This is a genomic window from Ruficoccus amylovorans, from assembly GCF_014230085.1.
Classification (GTDB): domain Bacteria; phylum Verrucomicrobiota; class Verrucomicrobiia; order Opitutales; family Cerasicoccaceae; genus Ruficoccus; species Ruficoccus amylovorans.
Map to the genome: position 1 here is coordinate 33,808 of NZ_JACHVB010000042.1, position 24,246 is coordinate 58,053.

23 protein-coding genes are annotated in these 24,246 nt (G+C 61.8%); 20 read left to right on the forward strand and 3 right to left on the reverse strand.

The features are described 5' to 3' along the window. Nucleotides 1-25: 25 nt before the first annotated feature. The 20 genes from H5P28_RS14475 to H5P28_RS20025 all read left to right on the forward strand — a co-directional run bounded on the left by H5P28_RS14475 (nucleotide 26) and on the right by H5P28_RS20025 (nucleotide 20,174). Entirely contained in the window at nucleotides 26-1,588 is a 1,563-nt protein-coding gene (locus H5P28_RS14475) for an ABC transporter permease (protein ID WP_185676424.1), read from the forward strand. A 21-nt stretch (nucleotides 1,589-1,609) separates the two neighbouring features. Further along, complete coding sequence (locus H5P28_RS14480) at nucleotides 1,610-2,455, forward strand: ABC transporter ATP-binding protein (RefSeq protein ID WP_185676425.1); 846 nt, start codon at nucleotides 1,610-1,612, stop codon at nucleotides 2,453-2,455. Nucleotides 2,456-2,462: 7 nt separating this feature from the next. Continuing rightward, entirely contained in the window at nucleotides 2,463-3,335 is an 873-nt protein-coding gene (locus H5P28_RS14485; protein WP_185676426.1) for an ABC transporter ATP-binding protein, read from the forward strand. Nucleotides 3,336-3,360: 25 nt separating this feature from the next. Beyond that, entirely contained in the window at nucleotides 3,361-4,950 is a 1,590-nt protein-coding gene (locus tag H5P28_RS14490) for a DmsC/YnfH family molybdoenzyme membrane anchor subunit (protein ID WP_185676427.1), read from the forward strand. After that, nucleotides 4,947-7,172, forward strand: a complete 2,226-nt coding sequence (locus H5P28_RS14495) for a molybdopterin oxidoreductase family protein (RefSeq protein ID WP_185676428.1) — start codon at nucleotides 4,947-4,949, stop codon at nucleotides 7,170-7,172. Before H5P28_RS14490 ends, H5P28_RS14495 begins: the two co-directional genes overlap by 4 nt. Nucleotides 7,173-7,176: 4 nt before the next feature. Further along, a complete protein-coding gene (locus H5P28_RS14500) occupies nucleotides 7,177-8,946 on the forward strand; it encodes a NirA family protein (RefSeq protein WP_185676429.1) in 1,770 nt (589 codons plus the stop codon). Continuing rightward, nucleotides 8,933-10,705 (forward strand): sulfite reductase subunit alpha, encoded by a 1,773-nt coding sequence (locus H5P28_RS14505; RefSeq protein ID WP_185676430.1) that lies wholly within the window; start codon nucleotides 8,933-8,935, stop codon nucleotides 10,703-10,705. Before H5P28_RS14500 ends, H5P28_RS14505 begins: the two co-directional genes overlap by 14 nt. Nucleotides 10,706-10,793: 88 nt before the next feature. Further along, nucleotides 10,794-12,125 (forward strand): alginate export family protein, encoded by a 1,332-nt coding sequence (locus H5P28_RS14510; RefSeq protein ID WP_185676431.1) that lies wholly within the window; start codon nucleotides 10,794-10,796, stop codon nucleotides 12,123-12,125. An 11-nt stretch (nucleotides 12,126-12,136) separates the two neighbouring features. Beyond that, complete coding sequence (locus H5P28_RS14515; RefSeq protein WP_185676432.1) at nucleotides 12,137-12,658, forward strand: MOSC domain-containing protein; 522 nt, start codon at nucleotides 12,137-12,139, stop codon at nucleotides 12,656-12,658. Next, entirely contained in the window at nucleotides 12,651-13,841 is a 1,191-nt protein-coding gene (locus H5P28_RS14520) for a molybdopterin molybdotransferase MoeA (RefSeq protein ID WP_185676433.1), read from the forward strand. The genes H5P28_RS14515 and H5P28_RS14520 overlap by 8 nt, the downstream gene beginning before the upstream one ends. After that, nucleotides 13,832-14,314: a cyclic pyranopterin monophosphate synthase MoaC gene (moaC, locus tag H5P28_RS14525; protein WP_185676434.1), complete on the forward strand. Its 483-nt coding sequence runs from the start codon at nucleotides 13,832-13,834 to the stop codon at nucleotides 14,312-14,314. The genes H5P28_RS14520 and moaC overlap by 10 nt, the downstream gene beginning before the upstream one ends. Further along, nucleotides 14,311-14,970: a molybdenum cofactor guanylyltransferase gene (mobA, locus tag H5P28_RS14530; RefSeq protein WP_185676435.1), complete on the forward strand. Its 660-nt coding sequence runs from the start codon at nucleotides 14,311-14,313 to the stop codon at nucleotides 14,968-14,970. Before moaC ends, mobA begins: the two co-directional genes overlap by 4 nt. 4 nt (nucleotides 14,971-14,974) lie before the next feature. Then, the gene (locus H5P28_RS14535; RefSeq protein WP_221773436.1) at nucleotides 14,975-15,220 is read left to right on the forward strand and encodes a MoaD/ThiS family protein; all 246 of its coding nucleotides are present in this window, start codon (nucleotides 14,975-14,977) and stop codon (nucleotides 15,218-15,220) included. A 19-nt stretch (nucleotides 15,221-15,239) separates the two neighbouring features. Continuing rightward, on the forward strand, nucleotides 15,240-15,671 hold the full coding sequence (locus tag H5P28_RS14540; RefSeq protein WP_185676436.1) for a molybdenum cofactor biosynthesis protein MoaE: 432 nt from the start codon (nucleotides 15,240-15,242) through the stop codon (nucleotides 15,669-15,671). Nucleotides 15,672-15,688: 17 nt separating this feature from the next. After that, complete coding sequence (gene moaA, locus H5P28_RS14545) at nucleotides 15,689-16,738, forward strand: GTP 3',8-cyclase MoaA (RefSeq protein ID WP_185676437.1); 1,050 nt, start codon at nucleotides 15,689-15,691, stop codon at nucleotides 16,736-16,738. A 7-nt stretch (nucleotides 16,739-16,745) separates the two neighbouring features. Further along, the gene (locus H5P28_RS20145) at nucleotides 16,746-16,895 is read left to right on the forward strand and encodes a VOC family protein (protein WP_185676438.1); all 150 of its coding nucleotides are present in this window, start codon (nucleotides 16,746-16,748) and stop codon (nucleotides 16,893-16,895) included. Next, entirely contained in the window at nucleotides 16,870-17,037 is a 168-nt protein-coding gene (locus tag H5P28_RS14555) for a hypothetical protein (RefSeq protein ID WP_185676446.1), read from the forward strand. The genes H5P28_RS20145 and H5P28_RS14555 overlap by 26 nt, the downstream gene beginning before the upstream one ends. A 252-nt stretch (nucleotides 17,038-17,289) precedes the next feature. Beyond that, entirely contained in the window at nucleotides 17,290-17,529 is a 240-nt protein-coding gene (locus H5P28_RS14560) for a hypothetical protein (protein ID WP_185676439.1), read from the forward strand. A 339-nt stretch (nucleotides 17,530-17,868) separates the two neighbouring features. Next, nucleotides 17,869-19,128 carry a tyrosine-type recombinase/integrase gene (locus H5P28_RS14565; protein ID WP_185676440.1) on the forward strand — a complete coding sequence of 420 codons (1,260 nt, stop codon included), beginning with the start codon at nucleotides 17,869-17,871 and terminating at the stop codon, nucleotides 19,126-19,128. A gap of 41 nt (nucleotides 19,129-19,169) precedes the next feature. Next, nucleotides 19,170-20,174 (forward strand): MBL fold metallo-hydrolase RNA specificity domain-containing protein, encoded by a 1,005-nt coding sequence (locus H5P28_RS20025; RefSeq protein ID WP_185676441.1) that lies wholly within the window; start codon nucleotides 19,170-19,172, stop codon nucleotides 20,172-20,174. 80 nt (nucleotides 20,175-20,254) lie between these two features. Here the strand turns inward: H5P28_RS20025 and H5P28_RS14575 are convergent, their stop codons facing one another. From H5P28_RS14575 to H5P28_RS14585, 3 genes are all read right to left on the reverse strand, one after another. Then, complete coding sequence (locus tag H5P28_RS14575) at nucleotides 20,255-23,155, reverse strand: hypothetical protein (RefSeq protein ID WP_185676442.1); 2,901 nt, start codon at nucleotides 23,153-23,155, stop codon at nucleotides 20,255-20,257. 93 nt (nucleotides 23,156-23,248) lie between these two features. Further along, nucleotides 23,249-23,815, reverse strand: coding sequence for an IS630 family transposase (locus tag H5P28_RS14580; RefSeq protein ID WP_343075482.1), 567 nt, complete (start codon nucleotides 23,813-23,815; stop codon nucleotides 23,249-23,251). Continuing rightward, on the reverse strand, nucleotides 23,719-24,186 hold the full coding sequence (locus tag H5P28_RS14585) for a transposase (RefSeq protein ID WP_185673748.1): 468 nt from the start codon (nucleotides 24,184-24,186) through the stop codon (nucleotides 23,719-23,721). The genes H5P28_RS14580 and H5P28_RS14585 overlap by 97 nt, the downstream gene beginning before the upstream one ends. Nucleotides 24,187-24,246: the final 60 nt, after the last annotated feature.

Below are 24,246 nucleotides of genomic sequence, written 5' to 3' on the forward strand. Positions count from 1 at the left end.
CGCCGCCACCACCGTTTTCCGCATCATGAAATTTAAAATCCTCAAAGCCCTCGACATCGCCGGACTCCAGGTGTTCGACCCGCTCGTGCGGCTGATCTACCGGGAGAATCCGCGCGAGCAGTGCCGGAAGATTCTCCTCTACATCGGCATCCCCGTGCTCACCTTCGGCGTCTTTCTCGGGCTGTGGTCCTACCTCGCCCCGCGCCACACGACAAAGGCCGGGCAGGTGCCCACACCGTCCGTGGTCGAGCACGCCGCTGGGGACATCTGGAGCTTTCACCGGCGCGAAAACCGCAAGGCCAACGACTTCCTGCTCAGCGGCGAAGCTCGTCAGGAGGCGCTCGTTCAGGTCAAGGCCCGGCTGGCCGAGCTTGAGCCACAGGCCGAGGCCGCCGGGGCGCGCGTGGACGAGCTGGAGGCGCAGAACCGCGCACAAATCGAAAAGCAGACCGCTCCCCTCGAAACCCACTATCGGGAGCTGCGTCAGCAGGTCCGCGACGCGGAAAAGCAGCGCGAGGCCGCGCTCATCGCCGAGGCCGACGCCCTGCCTGCCGACGACATTGAGGCCCGCCAGCTCTTCCTGAAAAAGCTGGCTGACGCACAGGCTCTTAGTGAAGCGGAAAAAGAGGAACTGCGCGCCTTCAAGGACAAAATCGACCAAGCCTACGCCACCAAGTTCCCGACCCTTCAGGCCGCCCGCCGCGCCTACAACCAGCAGGAGCAGGAGCTCCAGTTCCTGCGCAAGCGCCTCGACTACCTCACGGACGACAACCAGTCGGTCAAGGTCGCCGGAGAGGAAGCGGAGCTGACCACCTTGCAGAGCGCGTACTACCACGCGCAGGGGGGCGAGGCCATCTTCCGCTCCGCCGAGCAGGTGCTGCGCAAACAACAGTCCATCGACCGTATCAGCCAGAGCGCGTACTCCCGCCCCTGGACCTTTCCCCGACAGATCGCCCGCAGCCTGGCCTGCGTGTTCCTCGGCTTTTTCATCGCCACCATCATTGCCATCCCGTTGGGTGTCATCTGCGGGCTGAGCCGGGTCTGCATGGCCGCGCTCACGCCGCTGATCGCGCTGTTCAAGCCCGTCTCCCCCATCGTCTGGCTGCCGATTGTCTTCATCATCGTCGGCGGGTTCATCAGCGACCCGGAGAAGTCGTTCGTCCATCCGGCCTTCCTCTCCTCGGCCATCACCGTCGCCCTCTGCTCGCTGTGGCCGACGCTCGTCAACACCGCGCTGGGCGTCGCCTCGGTGGACAAGGACCATATCAACGTGGCCCGCGTGCTGCGCCTGGGCTTCGCCAGCCGCCTCTTTCGCATCGTGCTGCCCTCGGCCCTGCCGCTGATCTTCGCCGGGCTGCGCATCTCCCTCGGCGTGGGCTGGATGGTGCTGATCGCCGCCGAACTGCTCTCCTCCAGCGAGGGCATCGGCAAGTTCGTCTGGGACATGTTCAACAACGGCTCCTCCCAGACCTTCGCGCAGATGTTCGTCGTGGTCTTCGTGGTCGGTGTCGTCGGCCTGCTTCTGGACCGGATCATGATCGTCTTCCAGCGGCTGGTGTCCTTCGACGAGGCCCCCTCCGCCCTCTAACTCATAAAACATTTCCGCCTCATGGCTTACCTGAACATGGACAACGTCAGCCTCGGCTTCGGCCCCGAAGGCAACCGCACCGAAGTGCTGCGCGACGTTTCGCTCGCAGTCGAGGAAAACGAATTCATCGCCGTGGTCGGCTTTTCCGGCAGCGGAAAAAGCTCGCTCGTCGGGCTGCTCGCGGGGCTGCTCAAACCCGACCGCGGGCAGATCACGCTCGCCGGAAAGGCCGTCACCCGCCCCGGTCCACACCTGGGCATCGTCTTCCAGAACTACTCGCTGCTGCCCTGGATGAGTGTTTACGGCAACATCGAGCTCGCCGCCCGCCAGGCGTTCCCGCATCACAGCGCAGCCGAACGCCGAGCCCACGTCGAGCGCTACATTGAGATGGTCAGCCTCACCCCCGCCGCCCATAAAAAGCCCCGCGAACTCTCCGGCGGCATGCGCCAGCGCGTCTCCCTCGCCCGCACCCTGTGCATGCAGCCGCAGGTGCTGCTCATGGACGAGCCCCTGAGCGCGCTCGACGCCCTCACCCGCGCCAAGCTCCAGGACGAGCTGATCCGCATCTGGGAGGAGGACAAGCGCACCGTCGTGCTCATCACCAACGACGTGGACGAGGCCGTCCTCCTGGCCGACCGCATCCTCCCCCTCACACTTGGCCCCGGCGCCACACTCGGGCGGGAATTCCCCGTCACCCTGCCGCGCCCCCGCAACCGCGCCACTCTCAACACCGATCCGCGCTTCAAGGCCCTCCGCAACGAGATCATCCACTTCATGACTGCGATGAACAAGGAAGCCCGCCAGCAGCGCATGGACCGCTCGCTGAGCATGCCCGACATCCAGCCCATCGACTTCACCGCCGCCTGACACCGCCATGATCGACGACCGCTACATAGAAATTTATAATCTGGTCAAAGCTTACCCAAACCCGTTCGGCGAGAGCGTCGCCGTCGTGGATGGCTTTAACCTCACGGTGAAAAAGGGCGAGATCATCGGCGTCATCGGCCACTCCGGCTGCGGCAAGTCCACCGTGCTGACCATGCTCGCCGGGCTCAACGACATCACCGACGGCGGCATCATTGTGGCTGGTCGCGAGATCAGCGGCCCCGGACCGGACCGCGCCGTCGTCTTTCAATCGCCCTGCTTGCTGCCGTGGATGAGCGCGTACGGCAACGTCATGCTCGGCGTCAAACAGTGCTACCCGCACGCCTCGCGCGCGCAGCGGCGCATCATCGTCGAGTACGCGCTCAACGTCGTGGGCCTGGCCGACTCCATGCACAAGTACCCGCGCGAACTCTCCGGCGGCATGCAGCAGCGCGTCGGCATTGCCCGTGCCATCGCCCTCAAGCCCAAAGTCCTCCTGCTGGACGAGCCCTTCGGCCGCCTCGACTCGCTCACCCGCATGGAGCTTCAGGACGTGATCCTCGGCATCCTCGACCGTGAAAAAATCACCACCCTGCTCATCACCCACGATCCCGACGAGGCCATCTACATGTGCGACCGTATCTGCATGATGACAAATGGCCCCCACGCCCGTGTCGGTCAGGTCCTTCCCATCGGCTTCGAGCGCCCGCGCGACCGCGACGCGCTGATGGAGACCGACCAGTTCTACCAGTACCGCCAGCGGCTGCTTCAGTTCCTCGACGACTGCGAGGCTGAAAAAGAAGGCCGCGGCGCCCTCCGCTTCGACCCGCCCGAAACCGTCGCAAACCCGCTCCCGCCCGCCGCCGGCCTCTCTGAAGCCTAAAGCGTTTCCGCCCGTTTCATCCATCATGTCGATTTCTGCCACAGCTACCGTTGAACTGACACCGGTCGAGCGCCTGCTGCGTGAGCAGGGGCGCCTGGAGACCCCGGTGGCCGAGTTTGCCCGCGCCTACGAGCGCGGCCAGCAGGAATCCTTTCGCCAACTCATCCCGCTCGACAACCCCGGCGCGGGCGAGCAGTTCGCCTTCGAGGTGGACCTCGACCGCTGCACCGGCTGCAAGGCCTGCGTGGCCGCCTGCCATAATCTCAACGGCCTGGACGCGGAGGAAACCTGGCGCGATGTCGGGCTGCTGCACGGGCAGAGCATGGAGCGTCCCTACCTGCAAACCGTCACTACCGCCTGCCACCACTGCGCCGACCCCGGCTGCCTCAATGGCTGCCCCGTCAATGCCTACGAAAAAGACGCCCTCACCGGCATCGTCCTGCACCTGGACGACCAGTGTATCGGCTGCCAATACTGCGTGCTAAAGTGCCCCTACGATGTGCCCAAGTACAACGAGCGCCTCGGCATCGTGCGCAAATGCGATATGTGCTACCAGCGTCTCAGTCAGGGTGAGCCCCCTGCCTGCGTGCAAGCCTGCCCGACCGAGGCGATCCGCATCGTCACCGTGGAAGAGGCCGCCATCCGCGCAAACGCGGCGGCTGAGCGACCGGCCTTTTTACCGGGTTCCCCTCACCAGCGACTGACCGCACCTGCCACCCGCTATGTATCCGCCCGGCCAATACCCGCCGATGCGCAGGCCGCCGACGCCCAGGCCCTGCGCCCGCAGGAAACGCACTGGCCGCTGGTCTTCATGCTCGCCCTGACGCAAGTCTCGGTCGGCTTCGTGGCCGCGTCTCTTTTTGCCGACAGCGTACGGCTTTTCCTCCTTCTGGCCGCCAGCATGAGCGGCATGGCCGGGCTCGGAGCCAGCGTCCTGCACTTGGGAAAGCCGCTCAAAGCCTGGCGCGCCTTCGTCGGGCTCGGGCACTCCTGGCTCAGTCGAGAGATTGTCGTCTTTGGCCTCTACGCCCCGGCCCTGCTCACGCTGACGGCGCTGACGCTGGCCCCGACATTGATCCCCACGGCAGCGGACTGGCCGCTATTCTCCGCCGGCTGGCTCACGCGGACGCTCGCGTTAACGACTCTCGGTTTCGGCCTGGCCGGTGTTTTCACCTCTGTCATGATTTACCATGACACGGGCCGCCCGTTCTGGCGCTTTGACCGCACGGCGGTTCGTTTCGCCGGAACTGTGCTACTGACCTTCATAGCAGCGGGAGTGGTTGTTCGCCCCAGTGCGGGGTTGGCCCTCTGCCTGACGCTGGTGTGGCTGGCCAAGGCGCTGCCGGAAGCCGCCGCGCTCGGAGCCGCCCGCTCAAAGGCTTTCACGCCCGCCCGGCATTCCGCGTGCATCCAGTTGTTCCGCGCCCGCACGCGCCTGATGCTCCGCTGGAGCCTGTCCCTTGCTGGCCTGCTTCTCGTGCTGGCCGGGAGTCATGCCCCCGCGAGCATCAGCTGGATGGGAGTGGCGCTGCTCATTGGCGGCGAGATCGCCGAACGCAGTCTGTTTTTCCGGGCGGTGGCCGCACCCAAAATGCCGGGAGGGATCGCCCGATGAAGCCGCGCTTCTCCCCGCGCCCGCAGGCCAGCACGCCGCTTCGACAGTGGAGCGGCCCGCTTACGCACGAGCTGGTCCAGCGTCCGGCGGAGTTCGGCCTGGGGCAACTGCCGCACGGCCTCCAGCCGGACGCCGTGACGGAGAGCATCTGCGGCTACTGCGCGACCGGCTGCTCCCTCCGGGTCCACCTGCGCGCGGGCGAGGCTGTCAATCTCTCGGCGGACACAAACTACCCGGTCAACCTCGGCATGGCCTGCCCCAAAGGCTGGGAAGCTCTCGCCCCACTCCGCGCCGCTGACCGCGCCACGACTCCTCTCCTGCGCGGCCCCGACGGCGAACTCCACTCCGTCAGTTGGGACGAGGCGCTCCGCACGATGGTTGAGCGTTTCCGCGGCATCACCGAGCGTGACAGCGCGGAGGCGTTGGCCTGGCTCAGCACCGGCCAGATCCCCTGCGAGGAGATGGCTTTCCTGGGCGCGTTGGCGAAATTCGGGATGGGCATGGTTCACGGAGACGGCAACACCCGCCAGTGTATGGCGACCGCCGCCACCGCCTACAAACAGGCCTTCGGCTTTGACGCGCCGCCCTACACCTACGCCGACTTCGAAGAGTCCGACGTGCTCGTTCTCGTCGGCTCTAACCTCTGCATCGCGCACCCGATCCTCTGGCAGCGCATCATGCGTAACCGCCGCCAGCCCGAGATCATCGTGCTCGATCCGCGCTGCACCGAGACCGCTATGGCCGCCACCCGGCACCTGCCTCTGCGTCCGAAGTCCGATCTCGCCCTCCTCTACGGGGTCGCCCGCCTGCTGATCGAAAACGGCTGGCTCGACACCGGTTTCATCGAAAAGCACACCAACGGTTTTGAGGATTTTAAAGCCTTCCTGCTCGCTGGCCCCTACGCGTTATCCGAAGTCAACGCCGCCTCCGGGCTGGACGAAGCGTCTATCCTTTCACTCGCCCGCTCCATCGGCAGCGGCAAGCGCGTCTCGCTGTGGTGGACGATGGGCGTCAACCAGAGCTATGAGGGCACACGCACCGCGCAGGCACTGATCAACCTCGCCCTGATGACAGGTAACATCGGCAAACCCGGCACGGGGCCGAACTCCATCACCGGCCAGTGCAATGCGATGGGCTCACGCCTGTTCAGCAACTCGACCAACCTGCTCGGCGGGCACCGCTTCGACCGGGAGGAGGACCGCGCAAAAATCTCCGCACTACTAGGTATCCCCGAAAGCTCAATCCCAACACGGGACAGCTGGGCCTACGACCGTATTCTGGAGGGCGCCGAGCGGGGCGAGATCAAGGGTCTCTGGATCGTGGCCACCAACACCGCCCACTCCTGGTGCGACCAGCAGCGGCTGCGCCGCGTGCGCGAGGGGCTCGACTTCCTCGTCGTGCAGGACATGTACGCCGACACCGAGACCGCCCGCCTGGCCGACCTCGTCCTGCCCGCCGCCGGCTGGGGTGAAAAAGACGGTACCTTTATCAACAGCGAGCGCCGCATCGGGCGCATCCGCAAGGTCAGCCGTGCCCCCGGTCAGGCGCTGGCAGACTTCCACATCTTTCAACTGGTTGCCCACTACTGGGGCTGCGGCGAACCCTTCTCCAACTGGGACAGCCCCGAAACGGTCTTCCGGATGCTCACCGCCGTCAGCCGCGGGCAACCCTGCGACATCAGCGGGATCAGCGGCTACGCCATGATCGAATCCAACGGCGGCATCCAGTGGCCGTTGCGCGAAAGCGAAACAGGCTTCTCCACGGAGCGCCGACTTTTCGCAGACGGGAAGTTCTTCCACCCCGACGGGCGGGCGCGCTTTCTCTTCGATGCGCCCCAGGCCATGCCCGAACCACCGGACGGGGATTACCCCTTCATCCTCCTGACCGGGCGCGGCACCTCCTCACAGTGGCACACGCAGACCCGTACCTCGAAGTCTCCCGTCTTGCGCAAGCTGTATCCAGAAAATCCGTACATCGAAGTCCACCCCAGCGACGCCGATCGGCTCGGTCTGCGGGCGGGCGAGAGCGTCATAGTCGAGTCCCGGCGCGGTCAGATGTCAGCAGCCGTCCATGTCACCACCACAGTTCCCGGCGGTAGCGTCTTCGTCCCCATGCACTATCCGGCGGTCAACCGCCTCACGCTCTCCTCTTTCGACCCGCACTCGCGCCAGCCCTCGTACAAGGCCTGCGCGGTCCACCTCTCACGCATCCGTAACGCCTGAGACTATGAATACTTCCAACGAGTTCTCTCCCGATCAGAAGCAATACCTGCTGGGCTTTTTCGCCGGCGTCTCCCAGCGCCTGACACCCTTTGTCGGCCAGACCGCTTCGGGCCTGATCACGGGCGATCCGTCCGCCGCCGTCACTGGCAATCAGGCCGCCACGCACGTGCACGGTGTCGCGATCGAGGACCTGTGCAAAGAGGAACGTATCAAGTCCGAGCAGCACGGACTGGACATCTGGGAAAAGATGCTCGACAACGCCGCGCGCGATAAATTCCCCGAGGGCGGCGACGTTTTCCGCTATAAATTTCACGGGTTGTTTTATGTCAGCCCCGCGCAGGAGTCGCTCATGCTGCGCTGCCGCATCCCCGGCTGCATCCTGCGCGATCACCAGCTTGAGGGCCTGGCCGAAATCGCCGAGGACTGGGGCGGCGGCTATGCCCACGTCACCACCCGCGGCAACATCCAGATCCGCGAGATCATGCCCCGGGACAGCGTGGACGTACTGGTGAAACTGCGCGAGCTCGGCCTCACCGCGCAAGGCTCCGGCGCGGATAATGTGCGCAACATCACCGCCTCCCCCACCAGCGGATTCGACCCGGACGAGGTTTTTGACGTGCTACCGCTGGCGCGCGCCATGCACCACTACATCCTCAATAATCGCGACCTCTACGATCTGCCCCGCAAATTCAACATCGCCTTCGACAACGGCGGCTCGGTCAGCGTATGCGCCGACACCAATGACATCGGGTTCTACGCGGTCCGCGTGGGTGAGAGGCACCCCGAGGCCGAACCGGGCGTGTACTTCCGCGCACAGTTGTGCGGCATCACCGGACACAAGCAGTTCGCACAGGACTGCGGGCTTCTGCTCAAGCCCGCAGAGTGTGTCGCCGTGGCCGCCGCCATGCTGCGCGTTTTCATCGAGAACGGCGATCGCACCAACCGCAAGAAGGCTCGCCTGAAGTACCTAGTCGATGACTGGGGGACGGAAAAATTTCTGGAGGAAACGGACAGGAAGCTCGCCTTTCCCCTGCGCCGTCTGGACCTTGAAAAATGCGATCCACGCCGCCCCGTCCGACGCCACGGCTATATCGGCGTGTATCCGCAAAAGCATGACGGCCTGAACTACGTCGGCGTCACCGTCCCCGTCGGCCACATGACCGCCGGCCAAATGAAGGGGCTGGCCCGGCTGGCCCGCCGGCACGGACGCGGAGAGGTCCGCCTGACCGTGTGGCAGAACCTGATCATCCCCCACGTACCGGACGAACAGCTCGAACACCTCAAGCAGGGGCTGCGCGAGTTGGGCTTTGACTACACCCACGACCCCATAGCCAACGGACTGGTCGCCTGCACCGGAAACGCGGGCTGCAAGTATGCCGCCACCGCGACCAAGGCGCAGGCCATCGCGCTGGGCGAGTACCTCCGCGAGCGCGTACAACTCGACCAGCCGATCAACATCCACCTCACCGGATGCCCCCACTCCTGCGCGCAGCACTACATCGGCGATATCGGCCTGCTCGGCACCAAAGTCAAGGTCGGCGAAGAAACCGTCGAGGGCTATCACATCGTGCTCGGTGGCGGCGTGGACAACGAGCAGGGCATCGCCCGCGAGGTCTTCCCCAGCGTTCCCTTCACCGATGTCCCGACTCTTCTGGAGCGCATCCTGAGCACTTACCTGAAACAGCGGCAGCCCGCGGAAAGCTTTATCGCCTTCACACGCCGCCACTCCACCGACGAACTCAAAACACTCTTCAGCGATCATGTCCACCACTGAATCCACCCTCACCGTTCCCTGCGTTCCCGGGAACGCGCCCTTCACCTCCGAGCAGCGCTCATGGCTCAATGGCATGCTGGCCGGCATCTTCTCTCAGGCACCCGCTTCGCAGGCGCCTCAGCAGAGCGGCCCCGCACTGCCCATCCTCTACGGCTCACAGACCGGTAACGCCGAGTCCCTCGCCCGGCAGGCCGCCAAGGCGGCCAAGGCTGGCGGCTTCACCCCCGAGGTGATCGACATGGAGAGCTATCCGCACGAGCAGTTGGCAACGGCCACCCAGCTCGTCATCATCACCTCCACCTACGGCGAGGGCGAGCCGCCCGACAACGCCAAACCGCTCCACGATTTCCTTCATGGCGCCCAGGCCCCGCGCCTGGACAAGCTCCGCTACACCGTGCTCGGTCTGGGCGACTCCAACTACCCGGACTTCAACCGCTGCGCGAAGGAGTTTGACCAGCGCTTGAGCGAGCTGGGTGCGCAGCGGCTGTGCGAGAGCGTTTACTGCGACGTGGATTTCGAGGACGCCTACGCACAGTGGTTCGACGCTGTGCTGAAAGCGGCCGATAAATCCCCAGCGGGCGGCGCCAACGAAGTCACCTCGACCGTGACAGAGTTGGAATCTCCCCAACCGCAGGAAACTGGCCATAGCCGTAAGAATCCCTTCCCTGCACCGATCCTGGAAAACCTCAACTTGAACCGTGAGGGTTCACTCAAGGAAACCCGCCATCTGGCCTTTTCGCTGGAGGGCTCCGGGCTGACCTACGAGGCGGGCGACGCCCTCGGCGTTTTCCCACGCAACTGTCCGGAGCTGGTCGCGGAGATCCTGCGCATCACGGGCTTTGACGGCGACGAAAGTGTTCCCAACCCCGAAGGCGGCGACATCCCTCTGCATCTGGCGCTGAGCGAGCACTACGACATCACCGGGCTGAGCAAACTCTTCCTGGCCCACTACGCGCCACTGGCCGATCACCCGGAGCTGAACGAACTCCTGGCCGACGGCAATGATCGCCTCGATGCCTTTTTACACGGTCGCCAGATCATCGACCCGCTGGTTCAGTTCCCGGCGCGCTTCGGCTCCGCCCGCGACTTTGTCGGCACGCTCAAAAAGCTCAGCCCGCGGCTGTACTCGATCTCGTCCAGCCCCAAGGCCCACCCGGGCGAAGTCCACCTCACGGTCGGCGCGGTGCGCTACGAGGCGCACGGACGCGCACGCAAGGGCGTCTGCTCGACCTTCCTGGCGGGACTTACGCCCGGCGACACGGTCTCGGTCTTCGTCCAGCCCAACCGCCACTTCAAACCGCCCGCCCAGGCCGAGCGCCCAATGATCATGGTCGGCCCCGGCACCGGCATTGCGCCCTTCCGCGCCTTTTTGCAGGAGCGCCAGGCCAGCGCCGCACGCGGAAGAAACTGGCTGTTCTTCGGCGACCAGCGGCGCGGGTGCGATTTCCTCTATGAGGATCAGCTCACGCAGATGCAAAGCGGCGGCTACCTGCACCGGCTCGACACCGCCTTCTCCCGTGACGGCACGGACAAGGTTTATGTCCAGCACCGCATGGTTGAGCAGGGGCGGGAGCTGTTCGCCTGGCTGGAGGAAGGAGCGCATTTCTATGTCTGCGGAGACGCCTCCCGCATGGCCAAGGATGTGGATGCAGCCCTGCACGCCGTCATCAGCGAGCACAGCGGACTCGGCGAGGACCACGCCCGCCACTACGTCGATATCCTCAGGAAAGAAAAGCGCTACGTCCGCGACGTTTACTGAGACTTGTCATGATTTTTAACTACAGTCCTGCCTCCGCCCCACTAGCGGCGGCAGGAGTCCGTACCATCAACCTCACCGCACCATGCTCATGAGAATACTGCTACTCTCCGCACTACTGCTAACCGCCGCCGCCAGCGCACGCGCGGACGGCCTCATCGACACGGGTTCGGCGCCCGCCCGCTGGGAGGACGCCGAACCCAACACCGAACTCGGGCGCAAGGTCTTGGGCGTCCTGGGCGAAGAGGCGCTGCATGGGCGCCTGATCTTCAACCAACGCCTGCGCTACGAATACGCGGAGCAGCAGGGGCTGGAGGCTAGCAATGCCTTTACCCTGCGCACGCGCGTCGGCTACGAGACGCCGAAGTTTTACGGCCTGTATATGCTGGCCGAGTTTGAAAACAACTGGTCTATCAACGGGGACGATTACCGCCCCTATCCCGTCCCGCAGGGGCCACCCACCCAGACGGTTATCCCCGATCCGCGCAACAACGAGATCAACCAGCTCTTCCTCGGCTTCAGCGGCTTCAACAATGGCTTCAAGGGCGGGCGGCAGGTCATCAACCTCGACAACCAGCGTTTCGTCGGCGCGGTGGACTGGCGCCAGAACGACCAGACCTACGACGCCGTTCGCTGGACGAGCGAGATGCTTCAGGACACTTGGGTATCCTACGCGTGGAACTGGCGCGTCAACCGCATCTTCGGGGTGTATCCACCGGCTGGATACGCGAACCTGGAGCGTTTCGAAAGCAACAATCATTTCTTCAACGTCCACTACGAGGGCCTCCCGGTCGGCACGCTCGGAGCGTATTTCTACTACCTCGACCTCGAGCAGGCCGCTGCCGTCTCAGGCTCGACCGCGGGCCTGTTCTATGAGGCCACCATCAAGCTCGACGACAACTGGAGCCTGCCCGTGCGGCTGGAGTACGCCTTTCAGACGGACAACTCTGGCTCACGAACCGCGACAGTGCAGGACTTCTGGTTCAATTACGGACATGTCTCCGTCGCCGGTAAATACAAAGGTCTGGAACTGGGTATCTCCTACGAATATCTCGGCGGCAACAGTCAGCGCGCCTTCCAGACCCCGCTGGCCACCCTGCACAAGTTCAACGGGCAGGCCGACGTATTCCTGACCACACCCACCACCAGCGTAGGCGGCGGACTCCAGGACTACCGCGTCTTTGTCAACGCCCCGCTGCCGTGGAAGATCCAGGGCTTCGGAAGCTTCCACTACTTCACCGCCGCCGACACGTCCACCACCTGGGGGCACGAGGTGGACGTGGGTATCAAACGCAAGTTCACCGAGAACCTGACCGGGCTGGTCAAGTTCGCCCAGTACTGGGGCAGCGGCTCCAGCGCCAATGTCGGCGCGCTGGCCAGCAATGTCACCAAGGTCTGGGTGCAGGTCGATTTCAGCCTCTAGGAGGACCACCGATGCCGCACGCGCCCACCATCGAGATTCTCGCCCTGTGGCTTTCGCCCGGACACGACTTCAAGGGCCGCCACGGGCGCGGACGGCTCGACCACGGCATGCAACCCGTTCCAGCAGTGGAGTGCCACGCCGGCCTCGGGCTGAAGGGCGACCGCTACTACGGCCACGCCGAGAACTTCAAAGGGCAGGTCACGTTCTTCGACGCCGCCGTGGCCGAGGCGCTCGGGCAGGAGTTGAACATCTCGGTCGACCCCGCTCATCTGCGGCGCAACATCCTCGTTCGCGGGCTGGACCTGAACGGCCTTATCGGGCGTCGCTTCCGGCTGGGGGGCGGCGAATTCTCCGGCTCCGAAGAGTGCCGCCCCTGCTATTGGATGGACGAGGCCGTCGCCCCCGGCGCCTTCGAGTGGCTGAAAGGCCGGGGCGGCCTGCGCTGTCGTATTCACAAATCAACTACACTTAACACAGGCCTTCAATCCTTTTTCGACCTTGGAGAGGACGAGGCTCTTCAACACCATGCCTGAACTTATCAGAGTCTGTGAAGCGGACCGGCGGCTGGCGGAATGCCAGCGGCTCGCGCCCACAGTGAGCTGCCCGCTCGCCAGCGCAGTTGGCCGCGTCCTGCGCCAGTCGGTGATAGCCGACCGGGATTTGCCGCCGTTCGACCGTGTCATGATGGATGGATACGCCATCAACACGGGCCGAACCGCACCCGGTGCGATACTACCCGTGGCGGGCCGCAGCGATGCGGGTGCCCCGCAGGCGACACTGCCCCCCGCCCCAGTCGCTTGGGAAGTCATGACCGGCGCGCCTCTGCCTGAACATGCCGACGCGGTCGTCCCCTACGAAGCAATCGCACCGGGGCAGCACGCAGGCAGCATTCATTTACCAGCCGATGGCCAGCCCGTATCCGGCGCATTCATCCACCGCCGGGGCTCGGACTATGCGGCGGGGGCGACGCTCCTTTCTTCCGGAACTTTGCTGGGTCCGGCGGAGATTGGCATCGCCGCCTCCTGTGGTCTGTCGGAGCTACTCGTCAGCGAACATCCACGCCTGGCGGTCTTCGCCACCGGCGACGAACTGGTTGATGTGTACGTCCAGCCAGCCTCCCACCAGATACGTCAGTCCAACGCCTATGCACTAGAGGCCGCACTCACATTGTCCGGCTACCCGGTAAGCGAAAGTGCTCGCCTGGCCGACGAGACCGCGTCCGAAGACCGTATCCGTGAGGCGGTGGATAAACACGATGTCGTAATCATCGCAGGTGCGGCTTCGCGAGGGCGGCGGGACTGGGCCGCACCGCTGCTGGACTCGCTGGCCACACGGGTCTTTCACGGCATCAGGCAGCACCCGGGGAAGCCGCTGGGCTTGTGGTGTCGCCCCGAGGGGAAGCTCATTTTCCTTCTACCGGGCAATCCCGTCGCCGCCCTGACCGGGATGATCCGGTTTGTCCTCCCGGCCCTGAGTGAGCGCGAGGGCCGCCCGCTCAGGCATGCTTATTGCTCATTACGGGAGCCACCGGCACCGACGGACTTCACGCGCTACCTGCCGGTACGGCTGTCCGTGCTCGGCCCGGCGACAGCGGTTGCCCCGCGTAACTCCGGCGACTACGCCCGGCTCGCCGGGACGGACGGATTTATCGAAATCCCGTCACACCAGAGCCCCCTTCCCTCCACTTCCCACTTTCGTTTTTACGCATGGAAATAGCAAACACCACTCTCACCCATCTCGACGAGCACGCCCAGCCGGGACTGGTCGATGTCTCCGCCAAACAGCCCACCGTACGCCAGGCCGAGGCCGAGGCCTTTGTGCGGTTCGAGCCCGACGCCTGGACAACGCTGGCTCAGGCGGGATTCGCCACGAGCAAGGGCCCGATCAGTGAAGTTGCCCGTGTGGCCGGAACGATGGCCGTCAAGCAGACCGCCCAGTGGATCCCCTTCTGCCACCCCCTTCCGATCGACGGGTGCGAGTTCGACCTCACACCGGAAGCCGACGGTATGCGCATCCGCTGCCGGGTATCTACTACCGCACGCACCGGTGTCGAGATGGAGGCGCTGACCGGCGCGAGCACCGCCGCCCTCACGCTCTACGACATGACGAAAAGCCTAGGCCACGGCACAGAGATTCTCCATATCCGCCTTCTATCGAAGTCTGGCGGCAAGTCCGATTTTACCGCATGAGCATACCTACTCATCATACCCGTCCGCTACGGGGCCTCGTGCTGGCCGGCGGCCACAGCAGACGTATGGGCCGCGACAAGGCCTCCCTGTGCTACCACGCGCCCGGCCTGCCGCAGTGGCGATACACTTCGCAACTGCTGAGTGAAACCGGACTGCCCGTCTGCCTCTCGGTCCGCCCCGGACAGGCGCTACCGGGCTGGAGTCCGAACGACCCGCCGGTGCTGCCGGATCAGACGAACGACGCCGGTCCGCTGGCGGGGCTGCTCGCGGCGCTGGAAGCTTTTCCTGGCGAGGCGATCTTCGCCGTTGCCTGCGACCTTCCGCTACTGGATACCGACACATTGCGAACGTTGATCGCCGCCCGGCAAGCCAATGCATTGGCCATCGCCTATCACAGCACCCACGATGGTCTGCCCGAACCGCTCTGCACCATTTACGAGCCGGACATCGCACCCATCCTCCGGGATGCTCTCCACAGTGGCTTCCGGTGCCCACGCAAAATTCTTATCCAGCACGCAGAGGTCGTTCGGCTGATCAAGCTGCCCAAACCCGATGCACTAGACAACGCGAATACGCCCGAGGATTTTTTCCGGCTGAAGCAAAGCCTGCAAAACGCGTTACCGCTCTCAACACGTCCCCTCACAACCCACGGTTAGCCACATGATGAAGCAAATCAAAATCCTGTACTTTGGACAGCTCCGGCAGGCGCGGGGCCTGGCGGAGGAAACCGTCAACACCCCCGCCGAAACACTGGCCGAGCTTTTCACCCTACAAAGCGCATCCCACGGGCTCACCCTCGCCTCGCGTCATCTCAAGATGGCCCGCAATGATGAGTTCTGCCCGCCCGCGGAAGCCCTCTGTGATGGGGACACGGTCGCCTTCCTGCCACCTGTCTGTGGCGGTTAAAATCAAAAACATCGCACCGATGGATTTCATCCTCAGCGCCGTACCCATAGATGTCTACGCCCTGCGTCATCGTATGATGGCACCGGAAGCGGGCGGCTTTTGCAGCTTCGAGGGATGGGTGCGTAATCACCATCAGGGCCGCAGCGTAAACGCCCTGGCCTACGAGGCGTACGCGCCCCTCGCGCTCAAGGAAGGGCGGCGAATCCTTCGCGAGGCACAGCGCCGATTTGCCATCACGTCGGCCTGCGCCGAGCATCGCATCGGGCACCTAATCCCGGGAGAGCTCGCCGTCTGGGTGGGCGTCAGCGCCGCGCATCGGGATGCCGCCTTTGACGCATGCCGCTTCATTATCGATGCCATCAAGGACACGGTCCCCATCTGGAAGCATGAGTTTTACAGCGACGGCACCCAGACCTGGGTTGATCCGACGCAGACGCCCAGTGCCACCTGAACTCTCACCGCCTCATTATGCCGACAGCCACCCTCGCAGCTCCTTCCACGCCCGCTCATCACGCCTTGGCCGACCAGAGAGGAAGGCTGCTGCGCGACCTACGTCTGTCGGTCATCGACCGGTGCAACCTGCGCTGCCAGTATTGCCTGCCCGCTCGGCTCCACGGCGACGATTTTCCCTTCCTACCCGCCGCCCGGCTGCTGAGTTTCGAACAGATAGAGGCACTCGTCAGCGCCTTTATCGACTTGGGCGTCGAAAAAATCCGCCTCACCGGCGGCGAGCCGCTCCTGCGTCCGCGTCTACCCGAGCTAGTCGCTCGGCTGCGCGCACTCGGCCCACACCTGAACCTCGCCCTGACCACGAACGGCCTGCGCCTGAACACCGCCTGTAATGAGCTGGCCGACGCCGGACTCAACCGCGTCAATGTCAGCCTCGACGGGCTCTCACCCACTGTGGCCGAACGCATGGCGGGCCGCCCGCTCCCCGTTGAACAAGTCTGGCACGCGATCCTCCAAGCGCGCTCGGCGGGACTGCAGGTCAAGGTCAACACAGTCGTTCGACGCGGGGTCAACGAGTCGGAAATCCTCCCGCTGGCCCGGCGTTGCCGCGAGCACGCCATCCCTCTGCGATTTATCGAATACATGGACGTTGGTACGACGAATAACTGGAGCGAAGGTGATGTCGTCACCGGCGCAGAAATCCGGCAGCGTCTCGCTTCCCTGCCCCCGCTGGTGCCAGTACCGCCCCAACCCGGCGATGTCGCCCGCCGCTACCGCTACGCAGACGGTAGCGGCGAAATCGGCTTGATCAACTCCATCAGCGAACCTTTCTGCGGCGGGTGCACCCGCGCCCGCGTGTCCGCCGAGGGCAGGCTCTACGCCTGCCTCTTTGCTTCCGAAGGCGTCGATCTCAAGCCTTGGTTAAGCACTGCTGAAAGCTCGGCGGGTTCGCTGACGGCGAGAATCACCAGCGCTTGGCGTCAGCGCTACGACCGCTACTCCGAACTTCGCAAAAAACAGCCTCTCACTAATCGCAAACGCAGCGAGATGTGGCAACTAGGGGGATAGGCATGATATGATTTTTGAAGCTCCTAAATCTACGAACAATGATGCGGTATCTTTTCAAATCTATTGCGATGACCTAGAGGAAGTCGATCGTCTGTGGGCAGCCCTCAGTGAGTGGGGGAAATCGCTTGTAGTTGGCAGAAGAACCGCTGGGGGCTAGGCTGGCAGATTGTCCCAAGCGCCTGCTCAAATTGATCACCGACCCCACCCCAGACCGAGCCAAACGTCTCATGGATGCGATGATGACGATGATTAAGCTCGATATCCCTGCCCTGGAGCAGGCTGTGAACGGCAGCGCGTAATTATTCGGGCGGTTATAGTACTCAATCAATCGCTGCTGCTTGTGAGAGCTGAGCCTGCTTTTTCGTTCACACATTGCTGATAAACCAAGAATGTTTTACGATCTTAGCTAGGTCAGCCCCAACGAAAAAGTAGAAGCCAAACTGAAAGAGGTCCGTGCCGATCAATCCCGTCCCGCCCATTGCATCTCATCCCATCCGCACTCGCAGGCAGAAGACCTGCTGCTGATCGATGAAAACGGCGAATGCTGGCAGATGCCTTGGTCGTGCCTCAAGTATAGTTCGCTCAATAAGCGCGGAGAGCATTTTCACCTCTCCTTTGAGACCCATGAGGTCTGGCTCTACGGCAAATACCTGGCGGAACTGTCTGAACCGCTGGCCAAGCGCCAAATCGCCTCCATCCAAGCCTTCGGCAGTGATAACGAACACCGGACCCGTTCGGACCAGCCCTTTATCGAACGGATCACTGTCTCCGAGAAAGGAAAGCTCGAATAAGCGCGGTATGACCATCTCCAAAAACAAAACCGCCAAACAAAAATCCCGCAAGTCGCTGGATTTACGGGATCTAAAGTGGTGGCCAGAACGTGAATCGAACACGTGACACAAGGATTTTCAGTCCTCTGCTTTTATGTTTTTAATTGTGGTCAAGTTTGGCTTTTAAGCATTTACTATTAAATGGTTATAAGTATTTTATGGATTTACAAAAACCAACATTGACCACACTTAAAATCCATTGAAAAGCCAAAAAATGGCACAGTTATGGCACAGTGATTAACCCAAGGACTTCACGAAAGGCTGAAAATGGCTCTCTCTAAAACTCATCAGGATTACTGGATGCACCGCATTCAAAAAAGAACCTATGAACGGCAGGACGGCAGCACCGAGACCATCAACGAATGGCAGGTGCGAGTCAGCCATAACTGTCGCCGAGAGTGGTTCTCCCTGGGCTCGAATAACAAAATCTTCGCCGCTAAGCGGGCCGCTGCCATTTACCAGAGCCTCAAGATCAACGGCTGGGACGAAACCATTCGCCAGTTCAAAGGAGAAAAGTACGAGAAGGTTAAGGTCATCTCCCTTGGGGAATACCTAAAGGCCGTCGAGAACCGTGCCAACCTCAACCCCAAAACCTTTACCACCTATTGCCGGAAGCTGCGCACCCTCGTGGCAGATATCAAAGGCATCCCCCAAACCAAGGAGCGGTACGACCACTTCCACAAGCACCACCTCAAATGGCGTGAAGCGGTCGATAAGACCCCGCTGGGCTACCTGGCCGCCGACCGCATCCGCAAGTGGCAGAAATCGGAAATCGCCAAGGCCCAGCATGACCCGGTCAAGATTCGCAAAGCGGAGCACACCGCGAATTCGATTGTCCGCAACGCACGCTCGCTGTTCAGCCCCAAGATCACCGGGCTGCTCAAGGAAATGGAGCTCCCCAATCCCCTGCCCTTTGCCGATGTCGAGATGCTGAAGTCGTCGTCCATGCGCTACCGTAGTCAAATCGATGTCGGCGAACTGGTCACCGCCGCCGAAACAGAGCTTCCCCCAAAATACCCCGAGCAATACAAGATATTCCTCCTGAGCCTCTTCGCCGGGCTCCGCCGCAACGAAATCGACAAACTGCTCTGGGAGTCAGTGGATGCGGTCCGGGGAGAAATCGTCATCGCTCCGCATACGTTCTTTTCCGTCAAAACCGAGACCTCCATCGGGGCCGTCCCCGTCGATCCGGGCCTCTTGAAGATTCTGGAGACATTCAAGGAGAAGGCCACCGGCTCCTTTGTCATCGAGTCCAAAGTCCCCCCGAAAATGGACAAGGACTACGCCCACTACCGGGCGAATGCGCACTTCCGCAAGCTAAGCGCCTGGCTCCGGTCCAAAGGCATCACCGCCCAATCCCCCATTCACACTCTCCGCAAAGAATACGGACGCCTCCTGACGGAAAAATTCGGCATCTACGCCGCCAGCAAGGCCCTCCGCCACGCCGGCATCCAGATCACTGCCGCCCACTACGCCGACGACACCCGCCGAAACATCATCTCCATCAACGATGTCCACGCCACTCCCGCCCCCTCTCCGCAAATGAACGACTCAGCCTGAGTGCGGTTGACGGGGCAAGGTGCAGGTGACAGGATAAACCGGTGCCATTTTCCCGCATAGAGTACGTCCACGGTGGGGTACACCTCCCCCGTCTGGGTCTGTGGCTCGACCCCTCCCGTCCCAAAGCGGGAGCGGTCTTTGTCAGCCACGCTCACAGCGACCATACCGCCGCCCACCGTTCCGTCATTCTCAGTGCCCCGACCGCGCACCTCATGCGCCTGCGTCTCGGGGGCGATCGCACAGAGCACTGTCTGAGCTTCGGGAAGGCAACCGAGTTTCACGCCGGAGAGATACCGTTCCGTCTCACCTTGCTCCCTGCCGGGCACATCCTCGGCAGCAGCATGGCCTATATCGAGGCCGGGGGCCAGAGCCTGCTCTATACGGGCGACTTCAAGCTGCGCTCCGGGCTCTCGTGCGAGCCCTGCCAGCTACGCCCGGCAGATATCCTCATCATGGAGACGACCTTTGGCCGTCCGCACTACCGACTTCCAGACCCGACGCAAACCTGGCAAGCATTGGCCGACTTTTGCCACGAAACGCTGGCGGCGGGGGCCACCCCCGTCCTGATGGCCTACTCTCTGGGCAAGACGCAGGAAGTGCTCGCCGGGCTTAAAACGACCGGGTTGACCTTTGCCCTGCACGAGCAGGCCCACCTCATGACACAGGCCTACGAGGCCCACGGTGTGAGCTTCCCCGCCTATGCGTGCTTTGACGGCAGTGAGTTGGACGGAAAGGTTCTTATCTGGCCCCCGGCCGCGTTGCGCTCAAAGCTCCTGAAGGGCTTGCCCCGCCTGCGCACGGCAGCCATCACCGGCTGGGCTATGGACGCGTCCTGCCGGTTCCGCATGAAAGCCGATACCGCCTTTGCCCTCAGCGATCACGCCGACTATCCAGAGTTGCTGGAAGCCGTCAAGCAGGTCAACCCAAGCCAAGTCTGGACCCTCCACGGCAGCGCCGCCGACTTCGCCGACAGCCTCCGCCAACACGGCTACCAAGCCGCCCCCCTCAGCCAGCCCGACCAGCTCTCCCTCATTCTCGGCTGCTAGTCGGAATGCTCGCAACACTGACGGCCCCACCGTCCCCGGCATTGTTCTATCCAACGAAGCGAAATAGCGTACTTATTCTGTTAAAGGAGGTTGCAGCTTGAGGCGGAAAAAAACTGCCGGTTGTCATCCCACGGGATGCCCCAGATTTCATTCTCCTCTTTTCTGAGTAAAACCATGCCGGTATCATCCCAGTCCTCCAGATTGAAACTGCGCTGAACCTGCCAGCTCAGGCCGGGGGTATTGTTGTCAGGGTTGACGGCGACAGTTGCGTAATCGACCCCGGCGATGCTCACTCGGCCCTTGTCGCTCGACGCTGTGGGAGCTGACAACCGAGCCTTTTTGCCGTTCTCGTAGTCGAGGATGTCTGCTTGTCCGTTGTTATCTGCATCTGCCCAGAGCGCGGCATCGTGGTCTGTCGGCAAGTAGCCATACTTTTGCATGTACCAGTCCTCAAACGCATTAAAGGTGAAAACAGAGACGTCATTATCGGTCGTCACATAGAGAGTGCCGCCGAAATATGCTAGTCCGTCTGAGCCATAATACGATTGAGGCTCGGCATCCTCTCTGAGTAAAATAGATGCCAGCGTCCAATCGCCATCGCTGTCATGTCGATAGGCAGAGACACTCCCCGCATAGCGGTTGGCCAACGTGCTGTATCTGTACGTTGTGAACATCCAGCCATCTTGGGCGATCAAAGGTTGGCCACCACCGTACAGTTGCTGGCGCAACACAGGAAGGCCCACAGGCGGGATGTCGTAGATATACATGCGCCCATGTGCATTCCAGTACGGATTAGAAACGATAAGTTGTCCGTCTGAATAGGCCACATACTTGCCGAAGGCAGAAGTCGGATAGGACGTGTAAGGGTCAGGAGGGAGCAAACCACCATCAAGATTCCATACACCTTCATCTGATAGCTCGTAAATGTACACAGCTCCGTCATTAATTGCAGTTCCATCCCCGTTTTCCTGCATAGGAGCACCCACTGCCAGCTTGTTCCCGTAGAATGCCAGCGTGGAGCCGAGGTTGTCAAAACCACCGACAGAGGTGATACTCTGCTGGAGTGTCCAGCCCTCGCCATCCCCATAGGCGTACAGTTCGAGCGCATCACGCCAGGCCGACATCTCCGTCACGTAGTGGCGATAGATGACCGCCAGCCAGTTATCGTGGATCGCAATTGGGATATTGCCACTTCCCAGGTAGTAGTACCCCTCGCTGGAGATTAAAGTCTGTACCAGCGCCCAGGAGCCGTCCTCCTGACGCTCGTACACAGCCATAAAGGGCAAGCCCTGTGGGCTGTTTCGATCATTGTGCCCAACGCCAAGAAACAGCCGGTCCCCGTCGCAGTAACCACGCCCACCAAACTGACAGCCAGCAGGCAGGTTGTCCTCCGTAAAGCTTGTCACCAGTTCCAATGAACTGTCCTCAAGCACCCGATACTCGTAGATGCTAAGCTCACGGATACTGTCCCCCGGAGCGTAGGGGATTACAATCAAGTTTCCAGTCTCGCTGAAGAAGTGGTTCTCGGAGGTGAAATCCGTTCCTGCCAAGACTGGGATGAGATCAAGCTCTTTCTCAGGCTGACGGATAACGCCTGGAGCGTAGGGAGACTCGATCGCCAGGGGGACGGTCTCGCTGCTGGAAAGGACTCCATCATTCGCGCTAATCTGTATCTCATGGACGCCACGATCCTTATAATAGGGCGACGAGGCTCGAAGATCCCCCTGCCCATCGGCATCGCAAGTAAACGAAAAGTACGCGGGCATCCCCTCCGCACGAAGGACACAGGTGTCCCCATCAGGGTCGCTCACCGTCACATACGTGTAAAAATACTCTCCGACGGTTGCGCTCATGGGAGGGGCTCGAAAGGGGGAAGTGTTAATGATCGGAGCTTCATTAATGTCCGTCTGCTCCAGGCTGACACTGCCGAGTTCGAAGCCAAGCTCGATGCTCTCTGAAAGCTCATTCACAATCTGCCAGGAGATGGTCGATCCAGCCTCGACGAAAAGCTGAAAACGACCTGGCTCGTAAAGTGTATTGGGGTCGAAGCTCAGGTACTCTTCCCCGTTTACAAGCAGAGCCATCGTGGTGGCAGGGGCCTCTGGGGTACTCGGAGCGTCCAGTGCCTGCGGATGTTCCAGCGACCACCAGAACTCCAGATGCCCGCTTTCGGATACTGTGGCAGTCAGCGTGGTAGAGCTTTCTGGCGAAAGCGTGGGGATCGCCATGCTGCGTCCATCGGGGAATTGCCACTGGTCGTCGTGATAACTCCAGTCGAATGAATTATCCAGAGACCACTCGAGGGCGTTATCATCGCCCAGATAATGACTGAGGGCCGCTGGGGTGGCCTCTCCCGCTACGATCTGAAGCCCACTGATAAAGGCATCGTCGTTTCGAACATTTAGGAATATTTGTACGGTGTCAGCATGGCTGACCTCCACCTTGATACGGGCGTATGATTCGCCCTCGACATATTGCTCCGACCAAACGCCGCTGATCGATTTGGGTTGAGGGGCGCTATTGCTTGTAGCGATAGCAACTTCACTTGCCTTCGGGTAGTCCTGCCGACCAACCATGTAAACATAAAAGGTGTAGGTGCCCTCTGGGAGCCCGGCGACAGCAAGGGTCATTGTTGAGGTACCCGTGCACAGGTAGTCTCCGAGCAGCGGCTGATCTTCCTTGGAAAAGGGTTGTGCGCCGGGATTGACATCCGAGACGGCCTTCGAGAATGAAAAAGAGACATTAACCGTGTCGGCGGTAACTGCTCCGCTATTGTCTGCGAGGCTTTCGACGGACTCGCCCGCACGCAGTGATGAGTATCTATTCCAATAACCACTGAGTGGTGCAGCAGCAGCATAGGCAGGCTGCGGGGTTTGTCTTGACGTGCCAAAATCGATGTTAATGGACCACGGATCGCTAGCAGCGTAGCTACTAAGGGCATAGGCTAACAATAACAGCAAAAGGGATAATAAGCGTTTCATGGAGATGGTGGGCCAACAAATAGGACTGTACTTCCGAGAAATCAAGGCAGAACCTTGCATGGGCACATGCGCTCCAATTCTCATTAGAGCGTTTCAAATAAAACTGTATCCGCAATGGGTAAACCAGCCCCGGACATCGTTGGTGGATACGTCCGCCAATGCGTTAGCGATGGCGTCGAGTAAATGGGGATAGTTTCGTGCCTGGATCTTTCGCAGGATTGCCTTGAGCTTACTCCACATCATTTCGATGGGATTGAGGTCCGGGGAGTAAGCCGGCAGGAAGCGGACTTGGGCCTTGGCCTGCCGGATCAGATTGAGGGTGTCCTCGTTTTTATGGGCGCGCAAGTTGTCCATGATGACGATGTCTCCGGGACGCAGGGAGGGGACGAGGATCTGGAGCACATAGGCTTGAAAGACCTCGGTGTTAGCCGCGCCCTCAACACTCATGCAGGCGGTGGTGCCGTCCAGGCGCCCGAGGAGATCATCGTGGTGGTGTGCCAGTGTCCATGCGGAGCATGGCAGAGCAGACGTTGGCGCCCGAGGGGCGCGACCCCGTAACCGGGTCAGGTTGGTCTTGGCCGCCGACTCGTCGATGAACACGAGCCGCGCCGGGTCGAGGCCGCCTTGGCTGCGCTTCCAGCGGCGGCGGGCTTGCGCGATATCGGGGCGGTTTTGCTCGGAGGCATGGAGCGTCTTTTTTTATATGTCAGCCCCAGCTTGTCCAGAGCCCAATGGATCGCTCCGACCGTATAGCCTAAGTCCAGACGCTCCTTGATTTCGGCCAAGGTCAAGTCCGGATGCTGCCCCACCAATGCCTTCAGTTCCGGCCCATGATCAGGCAATAAGCGTGCCTTGCGGCCCGAAAACCGATGCCGGGCTTCGATCAGGCCAGTCCGGCGCCGTTGCTGGATCAGCTTCTTCACCATCCCCAACGACACCCGGAAACGCTGAGCCACCTCGGCCTGCGTGCACTTGCCTTCATCGTAGCTCTCCACGAGCCGCCGTCTCAAATCCAACGATAGCGTTTTCATCACTACCCACTACCAGATCCCAGAGAAAATAGCTACAGTTTTATTTGAAACGCTCTAAAT

Excerpts from the sequence above, each read along its gene's own strand:
- mobA (WP_185676435.1), top strand. The coding sequence starts at position 14,311 with ATGAGCATACCTACTCATCATACCCGTCCGCTACGGGGCCTCGTGCTG.
- H5P28_RS14490 (WP_185676427.1), top strand. The coding sequence starts at position 3,361 with ATGTCGATTTCTGCCACAGCTACCGTTGAACTGACACCGGTCGAGCGC.
- H5P28_RS14480 (WP_185676425.1), top strand. The coding sequence starts at position 1,610 with ATGGCTTACCTGAACATGGACAACGTCAGCCTCGGCTTCGGCCCCGAA.
- H5P28_RS14510 (WP_185676431.1), top strand. The coding sequence starts at position 10,794 with ATGAGAATACTGCTACTCTCCGCACTACTGCTAACCGCCGCCGCCAGC.
- H5P28_RS14500 (WP_185676429.1), top strand. The coding sequence starts at position 7,177 with ATGAATACTTCCAACGAGTTCTCTCCCGATCAGAAGCAATACCTGCTG.
- H5P28_RS20145 (WP_185676438.1), top strand. The coding sequence starts at position 16,746 with ATGATTTTTGAAGCTCCTAAATCTACGAACAATGATGCGGTATCTTTT.
- moaA (WP_185676437.1), top strand. The coding sequence starts at position 15,689 with ATGCCGACAGCCACCCTCGCAGCTCCTTCCACGCCCGCTCATCACGCC.
- H5P28_RS14485 (WP_185676426.1), top strand. The coding sequence starts at position 2,463 with ATGATCGACGACCGCTACATAGAAATTTATAATCTGGTCAAAGCTTAC.
- H5P28_RS14540 (WP_185676436.1), top strand. The coding sequence starts at position 15,240 with ATGGATTTCATCCTCAGCGCCGTACCCATAGATGTCTACGCCCTGCGT.
- H5P28_RS14495 (WP_185676428.1), top strand. The coding sequence starts at position 4,947 with ATGAAGCCGCGCTTCTCCCCGCGCCCGCAGGCCAGCACGCCGCTTCGA.
- H5P28_RS14475 (WP_185676424.1), top strand. The coding sequence starts at position 26 with ATGAAATTTAAAATCCTCAAAGCCCTCGACATCGCCGGACTCCAGGTG.
- H5P28_RS14585 (WP_185673748.1), bottom strand. The coding sequence starts at position 24,186 with ATGAAAACGCTATCGTTGGATTTGAGACGGCGGCTCGTGGAGAGCTAC.
- H5P28_RS14535 (WP_221773436.1), top strand. The coding sequence starts at position 14,975 with ATGATGAAGCAAATCAAAATCCTGTACTTTGGACAGCTCCGGCAGGCG.
- H5P28_RS14520 (WP_185676433.1), top strand. The coding sequence starts at position 12,651 with ATGCCTGAACTTATCAGAGTCTGTGAAGCGGACCGGCGGCTGGCGGAA.
- H5P28_RS14560 (WP_185676439.1), top strand. The coding sequence starts at position 17,290 with ATGCCTTGGTCGTGCCTCAAGTATAGTTCGCTCAATAAGCGCGGAGAG.
- H5P28_RS14575 (WP_185676442.1), bottom strand. The coding sequence starts at position 23,155 with ATGAAACGCTTATTATCCCTTTTGCTGTTATTGTTAGCCTATGCCCTT.
- H5P28_RS14515 (WP_185676432.1), top strand. The coding sequence starts at position 12,137 with ATGCCGCACGCGCCCACCATCGAGATTCTCGCCCTGTGGCTTTCGCCC.
- H5P28_RS14505 (WP_185676430.1), top strand. The coding sequence starts at position 8,933 with ATGTCCACCACTGAATCCACCCTCACCGTTCCCTGCGTTCCCGGGAAC.
- H5P28_RS14565 (WP_185676440.1), top strand. The coding sequence starts at position 17,869 with ATGCACCGCATTCAAAAAAGAACCTATGAACGGCAGGACGGCAGCACC.
- moaC (WP_185676434.1), top strand. The coding sequence starts at position 13,832 with ATGGAAATAGCAAACACCACTCTCACCCATCTCGACGAGCACGCCCAG.